Source organism: Nostoc sp., from assembly GCF_036917375.1.
Classification (GTDB): Bacteria; Cyanobacteriota; Cyanobacteriia; order Cyanobacteriales; family Nostocaceae; genus Nostoc.
Genome location: NZ_JBALDN010000034.1, coordinates 58,716 through 79,990, shown reverse-complemented (window position 1 = coordinate 79,990; position 21,275 = coordinate 58,716). Strand labels below are relative to the sequence as shown.

Below are 21,275 nucleotides of genomic sequence, written 5' to 3'. Positions count from 1 at the left end.
CAAACACCAAATCATTGAGGAGCCGTGTGATGGGAAACCTTCAAGCACGGTTTTGAAGACCAACGGGATTGGTGACAATCTCGTTGAGTTTAATACCGTAGGCGGCGAAACCTTTCACAAAACCTTTCCCGCAGTGCGAGTCTATGGCGATATTGTTACCATTCTCGAACCAGATGCCAATACTGTTTGGAAAACTGCTAGAACTCGCAACCTCCGCATCGGTTTAGAATTCATGTTGGCACCAGCCTTGTTAGGATTGCAAGATAGTCTCCACCATCATGCAGAAATTCTCGAACAATGTGCCACCTGGATCGATGAAGGCAAATTAAAAATCCATGTGAGTCACAAATTGCCCTTAAAAGAAGCAGCTAAAGCCCACCAATTAATTGAAAGTGGGTCTGTGGCAGGTAAAATTGTTCTGCTGATTAGTGACGAATTTGCATAATTTATTTTTTAAACGCAGAGGCACGCAGAGGTTAAACGCAAAGGTACACAGAGGAGTTTCTCTGCGTACCTCCGCGCTTGCCTTAGCGTTCCTTTGCGTTTTACTCCTCCTCCCCCTACCAGCTTGGGCCGCACAAACACAACCAGAACGCACACCCTTAACCCTAGAATTATTACAAGAACGAATACGCACACCGACACTCCGCGAAGGAAATTTAACCGTAGATTTGCAGAAAATGGCGATCGATTTACGCCCAGAAAACGCCAGCTTTCGCGATGCTTTTTACCAACTACTGCGAAAAGAACTCGGTACAAAACCTCTGGGTTTAGACCTCAGCTATGCTTTGATTCTGGGGGATTTTGTCGGTAGCGATTTAGGTTTAAGAACACCATTATATGCAAAAGCCATTGCACCCATTTTCACCGCTACCGAACAAGAAAAACTAGAACGTTTGCGCTTTGTTTGTTTAGAGTCACTCGCAATCGCTTTACCCAACTCCAAAGATTGTCGATCGCTTCTGGGAACAGAATCAACCCCAGCCAGTGAAATCGCCGTCTTTCGTGGTGTCTTAACACTGGTGCAAACTCGCTTCAACGGCGAAGTAAAGTTCTCCAATACATTTTTCCTTCAGTCTGTTGATGCCCAAGGTGCAACTTTTCTCCAACCCACTAACTGGACCCAAACCAGATTTGCTCGTCCCGTTAGTTTCATTAGTGTTAACTTCCAGCAACCAAGCAATTTTCAGGGCAGTATATTTTTTGAAAAAGCTAACTTTAAAAAAATTAAATTTCGGGAACTGGCTGATTTTCAAGGTAGTATCTTTGAGACAACTACCAACTTTAACCAAGCAATTTTTAAGCAGTTGGCTAAATTCAGTAGTGTCCAATGGCAAGGAAATGCTGATTTTTCGGAAGTGGATTTTGCAAATCAAGCCCAGTTTACTAAAGCAGGTTTTAATCAGTTCCTCCTTTTAACAGAAGCGACTTTTGAGCAAGGTGTAAGCTTTCGAGAAGCGGAGTTTAACCAATTGGTAAATCTGCAAGGTGCAAATATTCTCAACCAAGCAGATTTTAGTGATGCCAGGTTTGCTAAAGAGGCTTGTTTAAGCGTACCTGGTTTAACTTTTAACTCTAACCAAGCGAAAATTTTAGGTAATCCTGGTGAGATTGGTAAGATGTTCTGCATCCCAACATTGCAAGGTAATCAAAACATCTTGCGGAATTTGGGGCAAAATTTCCGTCAGCAACAGCAAGTAGGCGATGCTAATGAACTGGAATACACAAAACAACGGCTGCGATTAAGAGAGTTTGGGCATCGTTTGACGGCTACAAATATTAATAGTGCAACTGTTGCAAGTTTGATTAACCTGGGTTTTTCTGCAACTCAAGCCCAAGCGATCGCCCAGCGTCGTCTGGTAAAATCCTTTCGCAACAGTAGTGAGTTACTCACCATTGCAGATATCGATTTAGAAAAATATACCCAACTAAGCGATCGCTTAATTGTTGGCGAAACCCTTTCTATTGTTGGGTGGTTGCTGCAAGCTTGGAGTTGGTTGGCGTTGAGTGTACTGCTGTTGTTGAGTGGCTATGGGACAAATTTTTGGTTAGTCTTTGGCGTGGGAGGAATTGCGATCGCTTATTTCGGCTTACTATTTTGGCTAGTAGATCGCTATCGTCGGCTGCATCCCGTACCAATTATTCCCACATCTTACGAAACCATTTCGATATTAGTCAGTTTTAGCGTTTTAGAATTCTTCAGCTTACTAGCGATCTTTCGCAATGCCGAACAACCTTGGCTGACATTGGGATGTCTGGTAATAATTCTTGTCCCCGTCCCAATGGCTTTATTAATCCGACTTTACCAACAAGGTCGTTATCATGACTTAATGGACGTTTCTTACTTTACAGAAGACGGCACATTTCGCCAGTTACGATTATTGATTGGACGTTTGCCAGTGATACCAAGGAATCAGACATTTCGGGAACGATATATGCCTTTGTTGTGCGATCGCCGTTGGAACTGGCTCAACTACTATGATTTTAGTCTCAACAACCTAGTTAAATTAGGATTTAATGATATTCGTCTGCGAGATGAACATTTACCAGGTATTATCTCTGCACTTGCTTGGTATCAATGGAGTTTGGGTTTAATTTATATCACCTTAGTTTTGTGGACACTTTCTCGCACAATTCCCGGATTGAATTTGCTGATTTATCTGAAGTAATCCCTGCATTTGAACCTTTTTTCGCTGCACTTCGTAGTGGTGCTAATATGATGCAAGATAACTAGGTCGGCGTAAATAATTATCGTTAGGATAAAGCAGTAAGTAGAGGCAGAGGGCAGGCAGAAGAAGCGTTTAACCCTTGTTTGCTTTTATTCACACAGTTTGTTTTTATTGTGCCAAACTACCTATTCTAGGGTGGAAGTAACTATGCTGTTTATTGTTATCAGTCTTGCCCTACAACGTCGGTTAAAACTCAATACAGTTCAGTTAATAAAAATTGTAGGTTGGGTTAAGCAAAGCGCAACCCAACAAAGCCCAGGAAATTTTGGGTTTCGTTCCTCAACCCAACCTACACAGGTTAATATTTTTGGCGCTAACTGAACCGTATTGGGTTAAAACTGATAGAACCCAAGATAAATGCAGATAAATTAAATATCTAAAAATTTGGTAAATTTGTCAAAAGATTATTCATTGCAATATAATATTTAATCCAAATTTAATTTTATTATCCAAGTATTTTAGTTAAGTTTTTTAAATTATTATCTACAAATATCTACAAATTTGATCGACACATCAAAATATTTTTCATTGTCCTTCAAAATCAAATCATATACATTGTAATTGTGAGTAGCAGTGATTAAAAATAGATTATCTCCACATAACCAAAGATAACTAAATAATCTAATAGCTACCAACTAGTTCTGCTAACAAAAAGACAACAATAAAGTTGTAAAGCGCACTTAATCTTTGTCTATTTTCTGTTGCGAACTAGCAAAATTTTCATCAAAACAATAAGAGGATTAATCCTAATGGCAGAAGATTTGAGTAATAGCAGTAGCAGTAACTCCTCTACTAGTGGGAACAATTCGATTAGCCAATCACCCTTCGGTCGCTTGGAAGGAGTTGTCGGTAAGGAAGGCGTCAAAAATCTATTCAGTGGTGTTGGTAATGGAGAAAGTGGCAGTAACCCATTTGGTGGCGGTGCTGCTGGTGGTGCGGGTGGCAGTCAGCCTGATTTAGCCTATGGTGGTAATCCTTTCGCTGGCGACAACTTCTGGAATATCTTTGCAGGCGGTGTCAACCCATCCAAAGGCGGTGGTATCCCATCCACAGGCGGCGGTATCCCATCCACAGGTGGCGGTATTCCATCCACAGGTGGCGGTATCCCATCCACAGGTGGCGGTATTCCATCCACAGGTGGCGGTATTCCATCCACAGGTGGCGGTATTCCATCCACAGGCGGCGGTATTCCATCCACAGGCGGCGGAAACCAAGGTAGTGGCTACGACCCTTTGACTGGTAGTAACAGCCAGACTTATGGTATTAGCACAACTCAAATACCGGACGGGTTCACTTTGAGGACTACTATTGACAAGCTAGTTAACTCAAAGCTTGACAAGGAAGTGGGTAGTGAACAAACCTCGCCATTTCCAACTGGTGGACAAGCCTCGCCATTTCCAACTGGTGGACAAGCTTCGCCATTTCCAACTGGTGGACAAACCTCGCCATTCCCTACTGATGGACAAACCTCGCCATTTCCAACTGGTGGACAAACCTCGCCATTTCCTACTAGTGGACAAAACCCCTTCGCTTAATACAATATTTGCGAAAATCAGCAGATAAATAGAAAGAAACAATGATGAGTTCTTCAGTACATAATATGCTAGTACAGCTTGGCGCAAATAAACATATTATTCGATAAACCGGAAAAGAGTGTATTATCGCTGATATGCCTTCTGCCTTATTGTACTAGTTTGCTATTTTACGCCCGAAACTCTTCTCAGCTAAAGGTTTAGGCAATATCTTCTGTTAGTTTGACGGTAAGATTATTAAAGCCTTTTTTGTAGAGAGATTTTGGGTTTAGCAAATTCATAATTGGTATAAGAAGTACTGAAGACCCCATAATTTTTTAACTAAAAATAGGAGAATTACTGCCAATGGAAGCGTCTGCTGTCAATCCCATAAATGGTGGATTTAATCCATTAAGTGCAGGTGGCGCTAGCAACCTATATAACGGTAATTCCTTTGCTGCCAATGACAGTTTGTCTGCTGCTAAGGACAGCCTATTGACGGGTGGTAGCAATCTGTTATTAGGTAACGGCAGTAATCTGATTCCAGGTGGCGGTATTAACCCGTTTGCAGGTGATGGTGGCAGTGGGCTTCAGAAATTAATCTTTGAGCGATTAAAGTTAGTTCTAGGTGATAACTATTTCAAGGGTATTGACAACACATTGGCAGGAGGTAGTAATCCTTTTGCAAACAGTGGTTATCCGATTCCAAGTGGGGCTACTAACCCTTTGGCAGGTAACGGTAATGCGATTCCAGGAGGAAGTAACCCGTTTGCAGGCGGTAGTAACCCATTTGTAGGCGGTGGTAATGCGATTCCAGAAGGAAGTAACGCGATCGCAGCTGCTGGAAGTCTGCTTCAACAATCGCCTTTCGATCCGTTGAAAGAAGTCCTTGGTAACAATATACCCTTTAGTAACACTGGGAATACATCTAATTCAGGTAGCCAAACCTTTAATCAGAGCAATGCACCGGTTGGGAAAGGTAACAAGAATTTTGGTAAAAATAACGCAACTATTGGTAATTTTAACTCGGATTATGGCAGTAACAGTGCAACCATTGGTAATGGTAACTGGAACTTTAATAATGACAACGCAACGATTGGTAATGGCAACTGGCTATTTGGAAAGAGTAACACAACTCTTGGTAATGGCAACTGGGATTGGGACAACGGCAGTAATAATGCAACACTAGGTAATGGAAATTGGCACTTCGGCAGTGACAACGCAACCATTGGAAACGGCAATTGGGACTTCGGCACTAATAACACAATTATTGGTAATGGTAACTGGGTTTTTACCAATGGAAACGAAATTATTGGTAATGGCAATTGGTTAACAAAGACAGATAACACAACGATTGGAAACGTCAACAATCTCAGCAGTTTAAAGTTATCCCCACTAGGGATAAAAACTGATGTTAACAATCTGATTGACTCTCTTATAGGTAAAATAGGTCAAAATTTTCTTGGGTTCACAGGAAATTTTGATGTATCAAGTAGCCAAACCTTTAATCGCCTCATCTCTTCTAAAAGTGTTGGTAATGATACTGATATATCTAGCGATATTGAGCAACTTTTGGCATCACTCAGCCCAATTCAAGGAAATTTCATCAATTATCAGCCTGTGCAAAATCCTCAACCTGTCCCAGAATCTGCTTCTTCAGTGTCGTTGGTAGTAATGGGACTCGTGTGTTTGCTATTGTCACTGTTCAAAAAACAACAACATTAGACTTCTTGCAAAAGTAGGGAAAAGGGGAAAGGAATAATAAAAAACCTTTTCCCTTTAACCTTTCCCCTTTTTCCGCCTCTTGTAAAAATTACTTTTGCAAGAGGTCTATTGTTAACGTAAATTTAATCCTTCTCAGCTGATTGCAATCGCACTTCCTGTTTCTCTACCAGGTTGACTTACAGCAGTAATTAGCGAGAATTGATGCTGTCCGCCGCCAAGCTATCCTCATGGAGACGGTTTGTGATGTCTACGATGGTCACTGAGCGCAGCCGAAGTGACGCACTATAGAGCAACTCATAAGTTAATTACAACGATTGTTGCAATGATTTAAACCTTTCTTATACATGAACGAGTAATTGTTGCAAAGCATGAAGCCTTTCCAGCAATTGCTTATACCTTTCTTGGAAATACTTAAGCCTTTCTTATACATAATGGAGCAATTGTTGCAAAGTATGAAGCCTTTCCAGCAATTGCTTATACCTTTCTTGGAAATACTTAAACCTTTCTTATACATGAAGGAACAATTGTTGCAAACCCTTCAATTTTGGCAACTAGTTTTCAGGGTTAAGCGAGTTATGAGTACTGATACCAAGGAAAGAGGAGACAAAGCATAGCTTTGGCTGTTTGGGATGCAATAAGTGTAGGAATCATAACTAATTTCCTTTCCTTGCGCGCGGAGTTTTATAAGTGCTATAGCTGTATTTGCTAAATTTGATGGGCGATCGCTTAAAATTTATAAGTTGGTGATTGTTATCTGCTCAAAAGAATGCCTCACTCAAGTTTTCAGCGTGCAAATACTCTTAAAGCGGCTTTTTTGGCTTGTAATGTTGAGCCGCTTGAACCAGCAGAAATGGAACGGTATTATGTCGATCTGTCGCTGGTGCGGAAAACTTCGGCTATTGATAATGTCAGTACAATTTTGGATTTTCAAGAAGCAGGTGATTTTACAACAATTTTATTTACCGGACATCGCGGTTGTGGTAAAAGTACGGAGTTAAAAAAAATTCAGAGTCTTTGGGAAAACAATTATCGGGTTATTTATTTAGAGGCGAACGAAGAGACAGATATTAATGATACCCGATATACAGATTTATATTTGATTGTAATTAAACAAGTTGAATTTGAATTACGAAAATTAGGTTTGACTTTTAATCAAGATTTATTAAAAAGTTTTGAATCATGGTTTAAAGACATTACTCAAGAAAACGAGCAAAGTGTCGAAAAATCAGTCAACGTTGAGGCAGAAGCCACTCTCAGCCCTACTGCGCCATTTCTCGCCAAACTAATGGTCAAATTGCTGGCACAAATTAAAGGCTCGGACAAGCAAAAGACAACTATTCGGCAAACTCTAGAAAAAGATTTATCTCGCCTCAAATCTGATACTAATCTGTTATTAAGCGACGCTTACGCAAAATTGCGGCAAAAATTTCCTGAATGTAAAGGTTTATTAATTATATTTGATAATTTAGATCGGGTTCCTCCTGTTGTAGCAGAACATTTGTTCTTTGATTATGCGGCTCAGATGCAAGAATTAAATTGTACAATCATTTATACAGTACCAATTTCAATTCTTTGTTCGCCGAAAAATCCCCTAAATCAATTTGAAGGTAATCCTCATATTGTGCCGATGATTAATATCTATGAATTTGAACGGCATAAATGTGATTTAAATTATCATCAGCCGGGCTTAGATGCGATGGCAAGTGTAATTGAAAAGCGGGTTGATATTGATGCAATTTTCGAGAGCCGTAATCAATTATTAGAACTAGCAAAAGCAAGTGGTGGCCATGTGCGTCAGTTAATGCAAATGATGCGCTCTGCATGTCAAACAGCGAGTACCAAAAAACACGCAAAAATTATCTCCGAAGATATAGAGTATGCAGTTAAACAGCAACAATTTAGTTTTGAGCGGTTTATTCCTGAAGAACATTACCCTCATTTAGCTCAGGTTTGCTTAACTAAAAATGTCAGTAAAGATGAAATTGGACAATTAATGTTATTTAATACTTCCGTATTGGAATATAACGGTGATAAACGGTGGAATTATCCAAATCCAGTGGTGAAGCGAAATGAGTTCTTCCAAGAAGCTCTCCAATCAGCACAAAAACAGTGAACTTCAAGCCGAAATAGGTAAATTTATTGCCTATAATAAAGATGAATTTGCTGAATTAGTGACATTTGTCGATTTTGCAGAAAAATTTACATTAGGTTTTATTGAAATTAACTTTACACCCGATATAGACCTATTAATTGCTGGATTGCAACAGAACCCTCAATGTGAAGAAATTCAATTTGTGGTTTTAGATTTTCCTGATGGAAATTTGCGATTTCTGCGGGATGAATTGGTGGAGCAATTAGCCAAAATTACTAAAGAAACAAATAAAAAACTTGTTTTATTAATTCGGAATTTAGAAAAATCGATTGGTGTATTTGGAGATTATCCACCAGTTTTACAGGATTTAAACTTCGTCCGCGATTCCTATCGTCAAACCGTACCTCATCCGCTTTTATTTATCTTGCCAGATTATGCGATTTCGCGTTTAGCAAAATTTGCACCTGATTTTTGGGCTTGGAAATCAGGTTTATTTCGCTTTAAAACCACAGAATTGACTAAAGATAGGGCAATTGCCAATACCCTGAATGCAGACACAAATATAGAACACTTACCAACACCAGTAAAACAAGAACGTATCGATTTATTACATGGCTTGTTGATGGAATATAACCCAACTGGAGAAATACCTAGCCCAGAACATCTCCGCAATTGCTGTAATATTTTAAATGAATTGGGCAAAGCATATTTAAGTCAGCACAAACCAATCCAAGCTAGAGAGTATTTAGAAAAAGCTTGCGAAATTACCGAGAAATTTCCTGATCATTCCTTACAAATCGAAGTCATCAATCAATTAGGTAAAAGCTATCGGCAGCAACGACAGTTTGAAAGTGCAAACAGCTATCATCAACAAGCTTTAGATATTGCCAGAAAACAGAAAAATCGTCGTGCTGTCGCCAATTCCTTGTATTATTTAGGTAATGTCTCTCTGGATATGCGACAGTTCCACCAGGCACGGGATTATTATCAACAAGCCCTGGAAATCGAAATCGAATTTGGCGATCGCTATAACTGTGCTAGAAGTTACCACAATTTGGGAATCGTTGCTCAAAAGTTGCGGGAATATGACCAAGCACGGGATTATTATCAACAAGCCCTGGAAATCGCAATCGAATTTGGCGATCGCTATAACTGTGCTAGAAGTTACCACAATTTGGGAATCGTTGCTCAAAAGTTGCGGGAATACGACCAGGCACAGGATTATTATCAACAAGCCCTGGAAATCGAAATCGAATTTGGCGATCGCTATTCGAGTGCTAGGACTTACCACCAGTTGGGAATCGTTGCCCAAGAGTTGCGGGAATACGACCAGGCGCGGGATTATTATCAACAAGCCCTGGAAATCAAAATCGAATTTGGTGATCGCTATTCGCGTGCTAGCACTTACCACCAATTGGGAAGGGTTGCCCAAGAGTTGCGAGAATACGATCAGGCACGGGATTATTATCAACAAGCCCTGAAAATCGAAATCGAATTTGGCGAGCGCTATTCGAATGCTAGGACTTACGCAGTATTAGGATTACTTGCACAAGCGCAGAAGAAGTACGCGGAAGCTAGGGCTAATTTGCAGACAGCGTTGGAAATATATGTTGAGTATCAGGATGAATATATGGCTACGGTGACGCGAGAAAATTTAAAGATTTTACCGGAGTAGAGGGATCTGGGCGATGTGCGATGTCTAACGACAAGCCGCGTTGCGTCTACGCATTTGGGGTTTGTGGGGAAGGGCGATCGCGGTTGTTTGATTGGTTTGTGGAGTGCGATCGCATTTGGGCTTGTGGAGGTGCGATCGCTCTAAGTTTTTCTTGCTTCTCAACTTTCATCTTTATAAATATTTTTACGATGTCCGACTTCCACAACATTCACCACTAGAAGATCGTCGAAAATATCATAGATAACGCGATAGTCACTGACTCTAATTCTGTAAGCATTTTCTTTCCCTTTTAGCTTTTTGACCCCATTCGGACGTGGTTCTGTAGCTAAATCATCAATTTTAATTTGTATACGTTCTTGAAGTTCTGACGGTATTTTTTTAAGTTGCTTCAATGCACCCCTCAATATTTCAACTTTATAACTCACGCAACTTCCTTTTTGATTCCTGTTTTTAGTTCTTTTTTCGCTTCTTCCCATGACAATGAATTCTCAATACTAGCTTCTTTTTTCGCTTTGTCGTAGGCTTTTAAATCTTCTTCTTCTTCTTCTTCTTCGATTGTTTGAAGTAGTGCGTAAATTTCATCTAAAGTACTATCATAAGCTTGATTTAACAGGATGTTAATCTCTTTAATTAATTGTTCGCGTTCCTGTTCGTTTTTCATTTTTAGACCTCTTTTATTGCAAATATATGTTTATGATTTGTCTTTCTTACTCTCAACTGAGGCTGTGACTAAGACAGTAATTCAATTATAAATGCGATCGCGTTTTGGGGTTTTGAGATGGGGAGAGGAAATAAATAAGTGTATTGACGCCTATACCAGTCGTAAAAATTACTCAAATTTTCTCTTTGCTTCCCTGCTCATTTCACGATAATCCCACTTTTTCGCATTGCTCCTCTTAGAGGATGTCTGAGAAGTATCAAATATTTCTTGATCCCCCCTAACCCCCCTTAAAAAAGGGGGAATAAGAGTCTTAAAGTCCCCCTTTTTAAGGGGGATTTAGGGGGATCTCCAAGGGCTAGATGTATACAAAAAAACTTTTCAGACATCCTCTTAAGGAAGCGATCGCATCTGTATTTTATTTCCCTGGTGGTAAAGTTCCCCCGTCAACTGCATCGGTAGACTTACAATAGACATTTAAGCCGATTTTGAGGATGTAGAAAATAACAATAGTAGCGATCGATGCAGCACTTGTGATATAAAACTCATATTTAATTTTTGAAATATACATAGGTGCGTTATGCCTCTGGCTAACGCACCATCTGAAGACTTTGGTGCATTACGCTATGTGATAACACATCCTACTTTGATTACATTACGTAGCGGCAAATGTCAAGCGATCATTCCCTCTTCGACGTTATCTGTGCCAGTGCGAACCTCATCGAGATTTTCCGGTAGAAATCCACCCGCTTGCATTTTCCATAATCTGTAGTAAGCGCCGCCGAGTGCCAGCAGTTTGGTGTGGGAACCATCTTCGATAATCCGACCTTTGTCGAACACCAGAATTCTATCTAGATGCACGATGGTAGATAATCGATGAGCTACCACGATGACCGTTTTCCCATTCATTGCTAAGTCGAGGGTATCCTGGATCGCTTTTTCGGTGATTGAATCGAGGCTAGAGGTGGCTTCATCTAAAATCAGAATCGGCGCATCTTTGAGGATTACCCGCGCAATCACAATGCGCTGTCTCTGCCCCCCAGACAACTTAACGCCACGTTCGCCCACCAGAGAATTGTAACCATCTTTACTTTGGACGATGAAATCGTGAGCATGAGCCTTTCGCGAAGCCTCAATTACTTCCTCATCGGTTGCATCCAAGCGCCCGTAACGAATATTTTCTAGCAAAGTGCGATGGAACAGAGACGGATCTTGGGGAATCAAACTGATCTGAGCGTGTAAGGCATCCTGAGTCATGTCTCGAATATCGACCCCATCAATGATAATCTGTCCAGATTGTGGATCGAATAAACGCAAAATCAGATTGACAAAGGTGGATTTTCCAGAACCGGACAAGCCTACTAGTCCGACGCGCTGTCCCGCTTGGATGGTGACAGAAAGGTTGTTGAAAACTTTCTTCTCTTCTGTGTAGTTGAAATTCACCCGCCGAAACTCAATCTTACCTTGGGTGATTGAGTGGGCGATCGCTTTCTCGCGATCGACCAACTCGTGGGGTTGAACGATGGTGAAAACACCATTGGCGACATTCCCAACATGTTCAAAAAATTCCAGAAAGCGGCGGCTCAAATTCCGCGCTTCACTGATGATCAACAGTGATAAGCTAGTTGCTACAACAAAGTCAGCAGTAGCGATCTTTCCTTGACTCCAGAGAGAAAGCGAGTAATACAGTGTGCTAATTTTTAGAATAGCTGCTGAGATGAACTGAAACCAGCGAATGCGCTCCGAGTACCAGTTGGACTCTCTCACGTGTTTGAGTTCGCGCCTTAATTGCTCATTCAAATAACGTCGTTCAAAACCAAAGCGAGCAAATAGTCGGCTACTAGTGAGATTTGTGACTGTATCTACAATGATGCCAGTTGTCTCACTTCTGGCGGCTGCGGCTTTCCGGGAGTAAAATCGGCAGCGAGTTGCTAGCCAAAACGAAATACTGATGAAGAGAACTGCCCATATTCCCACGAGTGCAGCCAGTGGAGGATAGGCGCGGTACAGTATCGTCGTGGCGACGGAATATACAACAATTACTGGCATAAATTCAGTAATCATCATTTGCATCGTCTGGGTAACACCCAGAGAAGTTTCGCTAATTCGATGTGCCAATGCCCCGGAAAAACTGCTGCTCAAGTAGCGATGCGAATGGTGTTGTAAATAGGCATATAGCGATCGCACAATGTGCTGTCGGTGGATGGGATGGAGAATCGTTTGCAAGAGTCCAGCCGAGCGCCCAAATACCACTTCACCCACACTCAAGCCGATGAACAACATCAAGGGTTGCTTCATGGCATCAAAAATAGGCTTGCTGTCCCCCGTCGATCGCGCCACGCCCCGGATGATCTCACCAATAGCATAAGGCAACATAATGCCGCAAGTTGCGTGTATTATTTCCAGGATCACCATTAACACATACCACCAGCGAAACTGGTTAACGAAATAGCAAATGAACCTGAATGGAGTTGATGGCAAATCTGGTGCATCAGGGGCACGTTGAAAAGATTTGGATGGTCTAGCTTTTTTCGTCATGAAAGTCAATCTCTTAGCATCATTTTAACTTTTCTACCAGATAAAAATGGACGACTGGATAAGCCGTCCGATGGCATTAGAGACTTTTAGAAGTACTCTATATAATGGTCTACCAACCCAAAAATGCGGATAAAAGCTGGGGAAAGGAAGCCTGCGGCAGGGAAAAGGGGAAAGAGTAAGCGCCTTCTGGTGCGATCGCTGCGCGAACGGCGCAGGGTAAAGGGTTAAATTCTTCCCTTTTCCCTTTCCCCTTTAACCTTTTCCCCTGCTGATTTACAAACGTCTAATACCAATTCCAAATTCAAAACGAGGGCATAAAAATATTTATTTCCCAGTCCTTAACCCCTAACGAAGAGAATCTCCCCTTCGGTATTCGGCGGTTAGGTCGTCTAACTTTTGTTTCAAATTGTCGTCAAGTTTTAGTTCTAGTGCCTTGAGGTTGTCAGCAAGTTGTTCTGGACGGCTAGCGCCAATGATGGGGGCAGTGATAATGGGATTAGATAAAACCCAAGCCACTGCTAGGGTGGTGAGGGAAAATCCGGCGAGATCGGCTACTGTGCGTAAATCTTCGACAGTATTAAATTCGCGATCGCGCCAGTAGCGTTCTTGATAACGTTCTGCGGCAGCACCTAACGTAAAACGAGTGCCTGACGTGGGGCCTTGAGTAAAATTGTGTTTACCCGTAAGTAGACCACCCGCCAAAGGATTGTAGGAAATTACACCCAGTCCTTCTTCTTTGGCGAGAGGCAATAGTTCTCGCTCAATTTCGCGGAATAACAGGTTATAGCGGGGCTGAATTGAGATGAACTTGGTTAAATTGCGCGTCTCAGCACGACCCAAGGCGCGGGCAAGTCGGTAGGCTAAGAAGTTGGAAACCCCGATGTAGCGCACCTTGCCAGCACGAACCACTGCATCCAGCGCTTCCAAAGTTTCATCAAGGGGAGTTGAAGCATCGTCGGAGTGCAACTGATACAGGTCGATATAATCGGTTCCCAAGCGTCGCAGGGAAGCATCGATCGCATCCAAAATATGTTTACGCGAAGCCCCCTGATCCCAAGGTGCAGGGCCAACTCGACCGACGCACTTGGTAGCTAAAATAAAATGTTCGCGTTTGCCTTTGAGCCAGCGCCCAACAATTTCTTCAGTGCGTCCCGCAGTAGCAAGCCCGCCGCCAAGGGGATAAACGTCGGCTGTATCTAAAAAGTTGATTCCGCCATCGGCGGCGGTGTCGAGGATTTGCCTGGAAGTTTCTTCGTCGATCTGCAAACCAAAGGTCATAGTGCCGAGACAAAGACGCGAAACAGTTAATCCAGTTTTACCGAGATTGGTAGTTGGTAAAGTCATAAAGATGTTGTTAATTGAGAAAGTGTGAAAATTTTTAAATAGAATGCGACGTGCGGTTCCGCCCCGCTTTGCTAACGCAAAATTAAAAGCCTATAGGACACATCGATTAAGCCATGATTAGCCCGATGTCGACATTTTTATGTGAACCAATTTAACCAACCTTCCCAGCTTTGGACGATCGCAGCAAATTCTGCATAACCATCAGCTTTTGGGTGAGCGCCGTCATTGGCTTTTGCTTCCGCTAACCAGATCGGTGACTTCACCAAAGGAGAAAACACATCGAGATACGGAACATCTAGTTCATTACAAACCAACGCGAATTCCTCTGACAGATTTGCGAGAATTTGATTTCTTTTTTCTTGCTCGACATCACCACAAGGTGGCGGACTAACCATCAAGATTGGATAGAGTTGCTTTGCTTGGCTTAAGATATTGCGAGCATTTGCGATCGACTCTGGAAGTTCGATTCCTTGCTGTTTACCTGCCCATCCTGAATCGTTTGCCCCAAAAGAAAACACTACTCGACCATCAGATTCTTTTGGAAGACGATAGGAGACTTCCGAGTACCAACGTTGTTTGAGATACCGACTTGTCTCTGCCCGCACCCCCAAGTTGTAATGGGTGATAGCGTATCCTCTTAACTCAGCATTGCGGCACACTCTACCTGTCCAACCCAGAAACTCTGGATCGCCTGTGCCATTGACAAAGGATTCACCAATAAAACAAATTCTGATTTCTTTGCGAGAATCTGACATAATTCAACTTAATTTTGCCGAAAAAGTTCGGTTTTGGCTTGAGAAGCATTATGTTCATGATTCTAGAAGATATTAATATATTGTTATGTTAGGCAGGCAGGACGCTGCCTATCCCACTGAATATTGCAAGTTAGTTTTTGAACATTTCACCTCAAGCAACTACAGAAATTTCACGACGGTTCTGGGAAATTAGCCATTGCTGCAACTTCGGATCGCCGTATACTTCATCTGCAATAAAATGATCGCCTTCCGGTAGCACTGTTAAATCAACTTTCCCCCCTACCTTGCGTAAGCGCTCAACAAAATTCTCTGTATCCTCAATCGGCAGATTTTTATCTTGTCCACCTTGGAATATCTGAACGGGAATGTTTTTGAGTGCAGCTAGTTCGCTTTCTGCTAACGTTTTTGGTACACGTCCAGACACAGGAACTAAACCTGCGAAGCGATCGGGATGTAAAGCAGCGATATGCCAGATACCTGCCGAGCCTAAGCTGAACCCAGCCAATATCACCCGCCCTGGATCGACAGGTTGAGAAACGATCAGTTCATCAAGCAAAGCAAGTACATCATCGGCTCGATCTGCCCAAGTCTGTTCAGCCGGAATCTGGGGTGCAGCAAAGACATAAGGTAAGGAGTTAGATGAATCCACGAAACGAGGTAGACCCCATTTCAGCAATACATTCAAATCTGTGCCGCGATCGCGTCCTCCATGCAAAAACAATACCAGAGTTGCAGGTTTATTGGCATTGTCAGAAACAGGCGAAAAAAGATAAGGCAAAGAACCATTGTTGGTTTCGTAAGAGCGTTGTTCAACAGGCATAGTTGTGACTCCTAATTTGATTTGGGGATTGGGAGGAGACAAGAAAGAAAATTGTTCAATAATTCTCCCTTGCTGCTTCCTTATACTCCAGTCCCTTGTCCCCAGTTCTAAACCTTGACAGGCTGTTTCCACACTGCGGCGGCATACAGTGAGGCATCAAAGTCTGGCGCGATGTTGTTGCTTGTGATTCGTGTCTCGTGCAGTGTCCAGTCGGCGAAGAATAAGTCGTGGCTGATGCGCGACACTATTGCCGGGACATCACGCCGGATGCTGGGCACATCGCCGATGGGCAGACCAAAGCTCACAAAACCAGCTGGGTTGAAGACGTGGATATCCTTGAGGTAAGGTGCGCTACCGGGTACTTTTTCTTGGTATTCGTGGGCGCTACCAAGATAGGGGTGTGTGCCCAAGTCGTCGGCGCGTTGATCGGCTGGTGGCTGATAGCGATCGCGCCAAAGTGCAATATGCTGTGCAAAGTCAGCTAGTTCCGGCCGCTTTGTCGGATCAACAAAGTAACCGGTGCCTGCGATCGCAAAATCGAACTCAAAAACATCGTCGTTCACCTGGGCAACAATGCGCCCACCCTGCTCTTGCGCCGATCTCCAGTTTGCAGATAAGTGTAGGTGAAAGTTGGGGAATGCGATCGCCCGTTCAATTGCGTCGGCTGGTGGTGTAGAACCAACTTCACGAAAGCGCCAAGCTTGGAACCAGCGGGCTGCATCAGGTAGTTCTGGATAGTTGTAGTAAGCGCCAGGATACCCCCGCACGCGATTTATCGGCAGCGATGCGATCTCTGGTCGCCGCGCAAACAAATGCACCGCCTTTGCACCCGATTCCAGCGCCACCCCTGCGGCATCAAAAGCTGAGGCCGCAGCACCCAGCACTGCTACAGTTTTGCCGCGCAATGCGGCGAAGTCAATGGTATCGACGGTGTGGGCATACAACCTGCGTGGTAGATCGTCTAACACTGGTGGCACGTATGGGCCGCCAGTACCAGCCACGCCATTAGCAAAGATAATCTTGCGCGTCGTCTCTACCTGTGGGACACCGTTCACCTCAAGGTGCAGGCGAAAAAAACCTTCGGCCGGCTCAATCCGCACCAGCCGCGTCTGATACCGAACTGTGATGCCCAAGAATTGCCGATACCAGCTAAGGTACTCAGCCCATAGCAATCTGGGGATGCGGTCGATCGCTGCGTAGGCATCAGCACCGTGTCGCGCCTCATACCATGCCTGGAACGACAGCGCCGGGATACCAAGTTCAGGGCCGGGCAAGTTCTTTGGTGTGCGTAGTTTATTCATCCGCGCTCGGTTGAGCCACACGCCAGCATGCGCTTCGTCGTCCGCCGCGTCGATCACCGTCACGCGGCCGATACCAGCGCGCCGCAGTGCAAATGCAAAGACGCTGCCGCTACCGCTGCCACCCACAACCGTAACGTTGCGATCGATGCCTTGGCGATCGGGTATCCAGTTATCGGGATCGGGGCCAATTAAGCGTAGCGCCTCGCGGGCCCCAATGTCAGGATCAGTCGTTATTGTCATGTCGATCTCCCAAGGTGAAACACTATGAAGATGAGGGGGATGAGGAAGAATAATCTCCCCCGACTCCCTCACCTCGCCTTTTACGCCACCACTAGGCTCTTGTCCACTTGTTTAAATTCGGTGTCATTTACCTTAGATTCGATCGCTGTACCTTTGAAGAAATCGGGGTTAGCTTGGGTGTAAAACTTGTAGGGATTGGCGAATACATAGGATTTGAAGTCGGCTTCGGTCAGGACGCCTTCTTGAACCAAATCCCAGCTTTCAGCCAAGGGGGAAGTTAAGTCTGGTACATCCCAGTGACCAACATCGGAGGAATAGATGGCGTTGATTTTGACTCCCAAGGGATTGGCTTTGTCGTTGAATGCTGTAGCGATCGTGCGATCGTCGGACTCGGAACCAAAGAAGAAACTGTTCACCCAGCGATCGCGGATGTCTTCAATTGTTTCTATGCCTGCGGCTGCAAAATCATCCAATTCGCTACCAATCGGCGCACGGCTATGACGGCTGAAGGAAGCTCCCAGTACAGTCTTGGTCAATTCATCCTTATCGAGGGAATACCCTTGAGCAACTTCTGCACCGTAGCGCTCAAATATCTCAAACAACTCATCGGCATTTGTCAACGCTGGATTGTAGTTTTCCAGTGCCTTGATATTGCGCTTCAAGAAACGATCTACCAAATGGATGTAGACACGCGCACCCCAATCTGCGCCACCTTCAAGCATCGCTACACGCAACTGCGGAAAACGCTTGGTAACACCGCCGAAGAACAGCGCTTTCGCAAATGCTTCCGAACCATCGGCGAAGTGACCGATATGGTTGTTCATGTAATTACTGATGGAGGAGCGACCAGTCCAACCCTGACTGCCATAATGGGTGGTGACAGGTACGCCAAGTTCCACGACCTTTGCCCAGAAAGGATCGTAGTCGTATTCACTATCTAGTCCGTAGAAGTCGATATAAGAAGCATACTTGGCGATTTCGGGGAATTTATCGGCTGGATATTTATCAGCGATCGCTTTGATTGGCCGTTTCACACCGCCAGTGATATTAATCACCTTTAAGCCCAGTGTTTTCACAGCGAACTCTAGCTCTTCAATGCCTTCTTCGGGAGTAGTTAATGGGATACCAGCTACCGGTGTCAGGCGATCGCTATATTTCCGGTAGATATCAGCATGATAGTGATTAACCGCGCGTTGCAGCGCTTGACGATTCTCTGCACTCGCTCCAGCCGGTGCTAAGACATTATTGGGAAACAGCACCGAATAGTCCGACCCCTGCTCCGCCTGACGCTCATAGAGCAGTCCGGGGAGGGTGTAAGTTGCGAGATCCAATGTATTTTTGGTAACTCTAGCCCACCAAGGCGATCGAATTGTGCGATTGTATTGACGTTCTTCAGGAGTTTGTTGATACCAGTCTTTACCGTTGCTCTTAGAGTTGAGGCGCGAGGCTTCAGTCTTGCGTAACTCATCTACAAGTTTCACACCGCCGTACTTAGCGATGTAATCCTCAAAAGCTGGAGTGAAATCATTGGTATGAACATCGGTATCGATTACTGGATAATCAAGGGTTGCTCTGATTGCAGCAGAGCGTGAGGTCTTCAATCGGCTATATTCAGTCATGTTTTTTTCCTTGCCTACGGCACAAAAATTACAGGTTTTTTTTCAGCATCCAATGCTGCTATTGAAAAATACATTTCCTGTAGAGACGGCGATTTATCGCGTCTCTCTACAATCGCGTCTCCCTACGATTTTCTGTAAGGCGGCGATCTACAGAAGGTACGCTTTAAAAGGTATGGCTTAAGCATCCGTGAAAAATTCATTTATGCTACAGCACTATAAACACAGTGCAGATATGAAAAGTCATTTACGCCAACACCAATCTTTCATCTAGTTGTTTAGCAGCAAAACGATTGGCCGGACGACGCAATCCCAGGTTTTCGCGCAAAGTACTGCCTTCGTATTCGGTACGGAACAGTCCGCGTTTTTGGAGGACGGGAACGACTAGGTTAACGAATTCATCCAATCCAGTGGGAAGGATTGGCGGCATGATATTAAAGCCATCGGCTGCACCGTTGTTGAACCATTCTTCTAACTGGTCGGCAATGGTTTCGGGAGTACCAAGTATGGTGCGATGACCTCGTGCAGTAGCAAGAGAGAGATACAACTGGCGCAGCGTGAGAGTGCCACGAGTAGCCAAATCTCTAACTAGTTTGAGACGACTTTTGTTAGTGTTGGTGTCGCTGGGTAGTTCGGGAGCCACATCATCTAAAGAATATTTTGACAAATCCACACCCTTGTAATAGTTCTTTAAAATCCCCCACGCCACATCGGGATGGATTAACGATTGCAAGAATTCGTATTTTTCTTGAGCTTCTGATTCAGTACGGCCAATGATTGGGAAAGCACCAGGCATGATTTTGAGATCGTCTGGCGATCGCCCATATTGTGCTAGCCTACCTTTGACATCAGCATAAAACTCTTGGGCATCGGCTAGGGTTTGATTGGCGGTGAAAATCACCTCAGCAGTGCGTGCAGCTAAGTCCCGTCCCGATTCGGAGGCTCCAGCCTGAACAATCACCGGATAACCTTGGGGTGGACGACCAACGTTTAAAGGGCCTTTTACAGAAAAATATTTGCCCTTGTGGTTCAATGTATGCAGTTTATCCGGGTCGAAATAGACCCCAGATTCTTTGTCACGGATGAAAGCATCGTCTTCCCAACTATCCCATAGACCTTTCACCACTTCCACAAACTCTTCAGCTCGTTCATAACGCTGGCTGTGTTCTGGGTGATGCTCAAGTCCGAAATTACGTGCAGCATTCTCATTGCCTGTAGTAACTACATTCCACCCCGCCCGGCCCTTACTCAAGTAGTCCAACGAAGCAAACTTACGTGCCAGGGTATAGGGTTCTTCATAAGTGGTCGAGGCAGTGGAAATGAAGCCGATTTTTTGGGTTACAGAGGATAAGGCCGAGAAGAGGGTAACAGGCTCAAAATGGGCAATTTTACCATTGCGATGCTGAGTTTCTGGAGCGCCGCCCCAGACTCCTGGACTATCTGCCAAGAAAACTGCATCGAATAAGCCGCGTTCGGCAGTTTGGGTAATTTCTTTGTAATGCTCGAAATTCAGTCCCGCATCTGCTTGTGAATCGGGGTGTCGCCAAGCAGAGACATGATGTCCAGTAGCTTGAATGAATGCACCTAAACGAAACTTGCGTGTTGTACTCATATATTTTATTTTTCTTTTCTTATAGTGCGTTCGCGGAGCGTCTCGTAGAGAAGCTTAGGGCCGGTATGGCTGATTTGCGCTACGCCAGTTATGATTACTGCTGCTACAAAAGGTTGGCAATTCCTAACTGCTCGAATGCATCACACATTTTGATCGAACTTTCTAGTAACTAAACTTGCCGTTCAGTTACCTACTAATTGCTCAAAAATCAAATAACCGAACTGTAAGTCAGGTTAATACCACAGCAGAATTAGGAATTCTGCTGCTTGGTGCTCTAATCACCATAAATTTATCTAGTAATTTTACTTACCAGATAGAGCCTACACAATAAATACAAAAAAAGATGTGCTGGAAATCACAATAACACGAAAAACTAATAATTAGTTTTTCAAACATTAAGTATTGCAAACTAATTGTTTACTGAGTATATAGTTATTTATGGTACTGAAAGGTTATTACACTGTTCTCTAGTAGTTCACCAACCCAAAATTGCTAAGTGGAGACAGGCAGGGGAGCAATACTGCTCGGTTAAAGGGAAAAGGGTAAGGGGAAAAGGATTGGAAGGTTGGATATATAAAGTTTTTTCCCTTTAACATGAGTCCCTTTTCCCCAAAACCCGACAAGTATTAAGTAGGGTAGCGCTCTTTTATGACTCTGAT

At 43.7% G+C, this 21,275-nt stretch carries 18 protein-coding genes; 7 read left to right on the top strand and 11 right to left on the bottom strand.

Going from position 1 to position 21,275, the window contains the following annotated elements; all coding sequences use genetic code 11:
* The 7 genes from V7K45_RS08700 to V7K45_RS08670 all read left to right on the top strand — a co-directional run.
* A partial coding sequence (locus tag V7K45_RS08700) for a zinc-binding dehydrogenase (protein ID WP_335002377.1) occupies positions 1 to 445 on the top strand: 445 nt, incomplete at its 5' end.
* Positions 438 to 2,669, top strand: a complete 2,232-nt coding sequence (locus V7K45_RS08695) for a pentapeptide repeat-containing protein (protein WP_335002375.1) — start codon at positions 438 to 440, stop codon at positions 2,667 to 2,669. The genes V7K45_RS08700 and V7K45_RS08695, both read left to right, overlap by 8 nt.
* Before the next feature lie 207 nt (positions 2,670 to 2,876).
* Positions 2,877 to 3,050, top strand: coding sequence for a hypothetical protein (locus tag V7K45_RS08690; RefSeq protein ID WP_335002373.1), 174 nt, complete (start codon positions 2,877 to 2,879; stop codon positions 3,048 to 3,050).
* Between the two features lie 428 nt (positions 3,051 to 3,478).
* Complete coding sequence (locus tag V7K45_RS08685) at positions 3,479 to 4,264, top strand: hypothetical protein (protein WP_335002371.1); 786 nt, start codon at positions 3,479 to 3,481, stop codon at positions 4,262 to 4,264.
* A 342-nt stretch (positions 4,265 to 4,606) separates the two neighbouring features.
* Positions 4,607 to 5,965, top strand: coding sequence for a hypothetical protein (locus V7K45_RS08680; RefSeq protein ID WP_335002369.1), 1,359 nt, complete (start codon positions 4,607 to 4,609; stop codon positions 5,963 to 5,965).
* 766 nt (positions 5,966 to 6,731) lie between these two features.
* Positions 6,732 to 8,078 (top strand): P-loop NTPase fold protein, encoded by a 1,347-nt coding sequence (locus V7K45_RS08675; protein ID WP_335002367.1) that lies wholly within the window; start codon positions 6,732 to 6,734, stop codon positions 8,076 to 8,078.
* A complete protein-coding gene (locus V7K45_RS08670) occupies positions 8,035 to 9,732 on the top strand; it encodes a tetratricopeptide repeat protein (protein ID WP_335002365.1) in 1,698 nt (565 codons plus the stop codon). Before V7K45_RS08675 ends, V7K45_RS08670 begins: the two co-directional genes overlap by 44 nt.
* A gap of 46 nt (positions 9,733 to 9,778) precedes the next feature.
* Here the strand turns inward: V7K45_RS08670 and V7K45_RS08665 are convergent, their stop codons facing one another.
* The 11 genes from V7K45_RS08665 to V7K45_RS08615 all read right to left on the bottom strand — a co-directional run bounded on the left by V7K45_RS08665 (position 9,779) and on the right by V7K45_RS08615 (position 20,616).
* Positions 9,779 to 9,901, bottom strand: a complete 123-nt coding sequence (locus V7K45_RS08665) for a hypothetical protein (protein WP_335002363.1) — start codon at positions 9,899 to 9,901, stop codon at positions 9,779 to 9,781.
* Positions 9,891 to 10,157 carry a type II toxin-antitoxin system RelE family toxin gene (locus V7K45_RS08660; protein ID WP_335002361.1) on the bottom strand — a complete coding sequence of 89 codons (267 nt, stop codon included), beginning with the start codon at positions 10,155 to 10,157 and terminating at the stop codon, positions 9,891 to 9,893. Before V7K45_RS08660 ends, V7K45_RS08665 begins: the two co-directional genes overlap by 11 nt.
* Complete coding sequence (locus tag V7K45_RS08655) at positions 10,154 to 10,393, bottom strand: hypothetical protein (protein ID WP_335002359.1); 240 nt, start codon at positions 10,391 to 10,393, stop codon at positions 10,154 to 10,156. Before V7K45_RS08655 ends, V7K45_RS08660 begins: the two co-directional genes overlap by 4 nt.
* Before the next feature lie 415 nt (positions 10,394 to 10,808).
* Positions 10,809 to 10,961: a hypothetical protein gene (locus tag V7K45_RS08650; protein WP_335002357.1), complete on the bottom strand. Its 153-nt coding sequence runs from the start codon at positions 10,959 to 10,961 to the stop codon at positions 10,809 to 10,811.
* 101 nt (positions 10,962 to 11,062) lie between these two features.
* Positions 11,063 to 12,928, bottom strand: coding sequence for an ABC transporter ATP-binding protein (locus tag V7K45_RS08645; protein WP_335002355.1), 1,866 nt, complete (start codon positions 12,926 to 12,928; stop codon positions 11,063 to 11,065).
* Between the two features lie 345 nt (positions 12,929 to 13,273).
* Positions 13,274 to 14,272 (bottom strand): aldo/keto reductase, encoded by a 999-nt coding sequence (locus V7K45_RS08640; RefSeq protein ID WP_335002353.1) that lies wholly within the window; start codon positions 14,270 to 14,272, stop codon positions 13,274 to 13,276.
* Between the two features lie 137 nt (positions 14,273 to 14,409).
* Positions 14,410 to 15,027 (bottom strand): GDSL-type esterase/lipase family protein, encoded by a 618-nt coding sequence (locus tag V7K45_RS08635; protein WP_335002351.1) that lies wholly within the window; start codon positions 15,025 to 15,027, stop codon positions 14,410 to 14,412.
* A gap of 151 nt (positions 15,028 to 15,178) precedes the next feature.
* Positions 15,179 to 15,847, bottom strand: coding sequence for a dienelactone hydrolase family protein (locus V7K45_RS08630; protein ID WP_335002349.1), 669 nt, complete (start codon positions 15,845 to 15,847; stop codon positions 15,179 to 15,181).
* 107 nt (positions 15,848 to 15,954) lie between these two features.
* The gene (locus tag V7K45_RS08625; protein ID WP_335002347.1) at positions 15,955 to 17,388 is read right to left on the bottom strand and encodes an FAD-dependent oxidoreductase; all 1,434 of its coding nucleotides are present in this window, start codon (positions 17,386 to 17,388) and stop codon (positions 15,955 to 15,957) included.
* An 80-nt stretch (positions 17,389 to 17,468) separates the two neighbouring features.
* A complete protein-coding gene (locus V7K45_RS08620; RefSeq protein ID WP_335002345.1) occupies positions 17,469 to 19,007 on the bottom strand; it encodes an amidohydrolase family protein in 1,539 nt (512 codons plus the stop codon).
* 244 nt (positions 19,008 to 19,251) lie between these two features.
* The gene (locus V7K45_RS08615; RefSeq protein ID WP_335002343.1) at positions 19,252 to 20,616 is read right to left on the bottom strand and encodes an LLM class flavin-dependent oxidoreductase; all 1,365 of its coding nucleotides are present in this window, start codon (positions 20,614 to 20,616) and stop codon (positions 19,252 to 19,254) included.
* Positions 20,617 to 21,275: the final 659 nt, after the last annotated feature.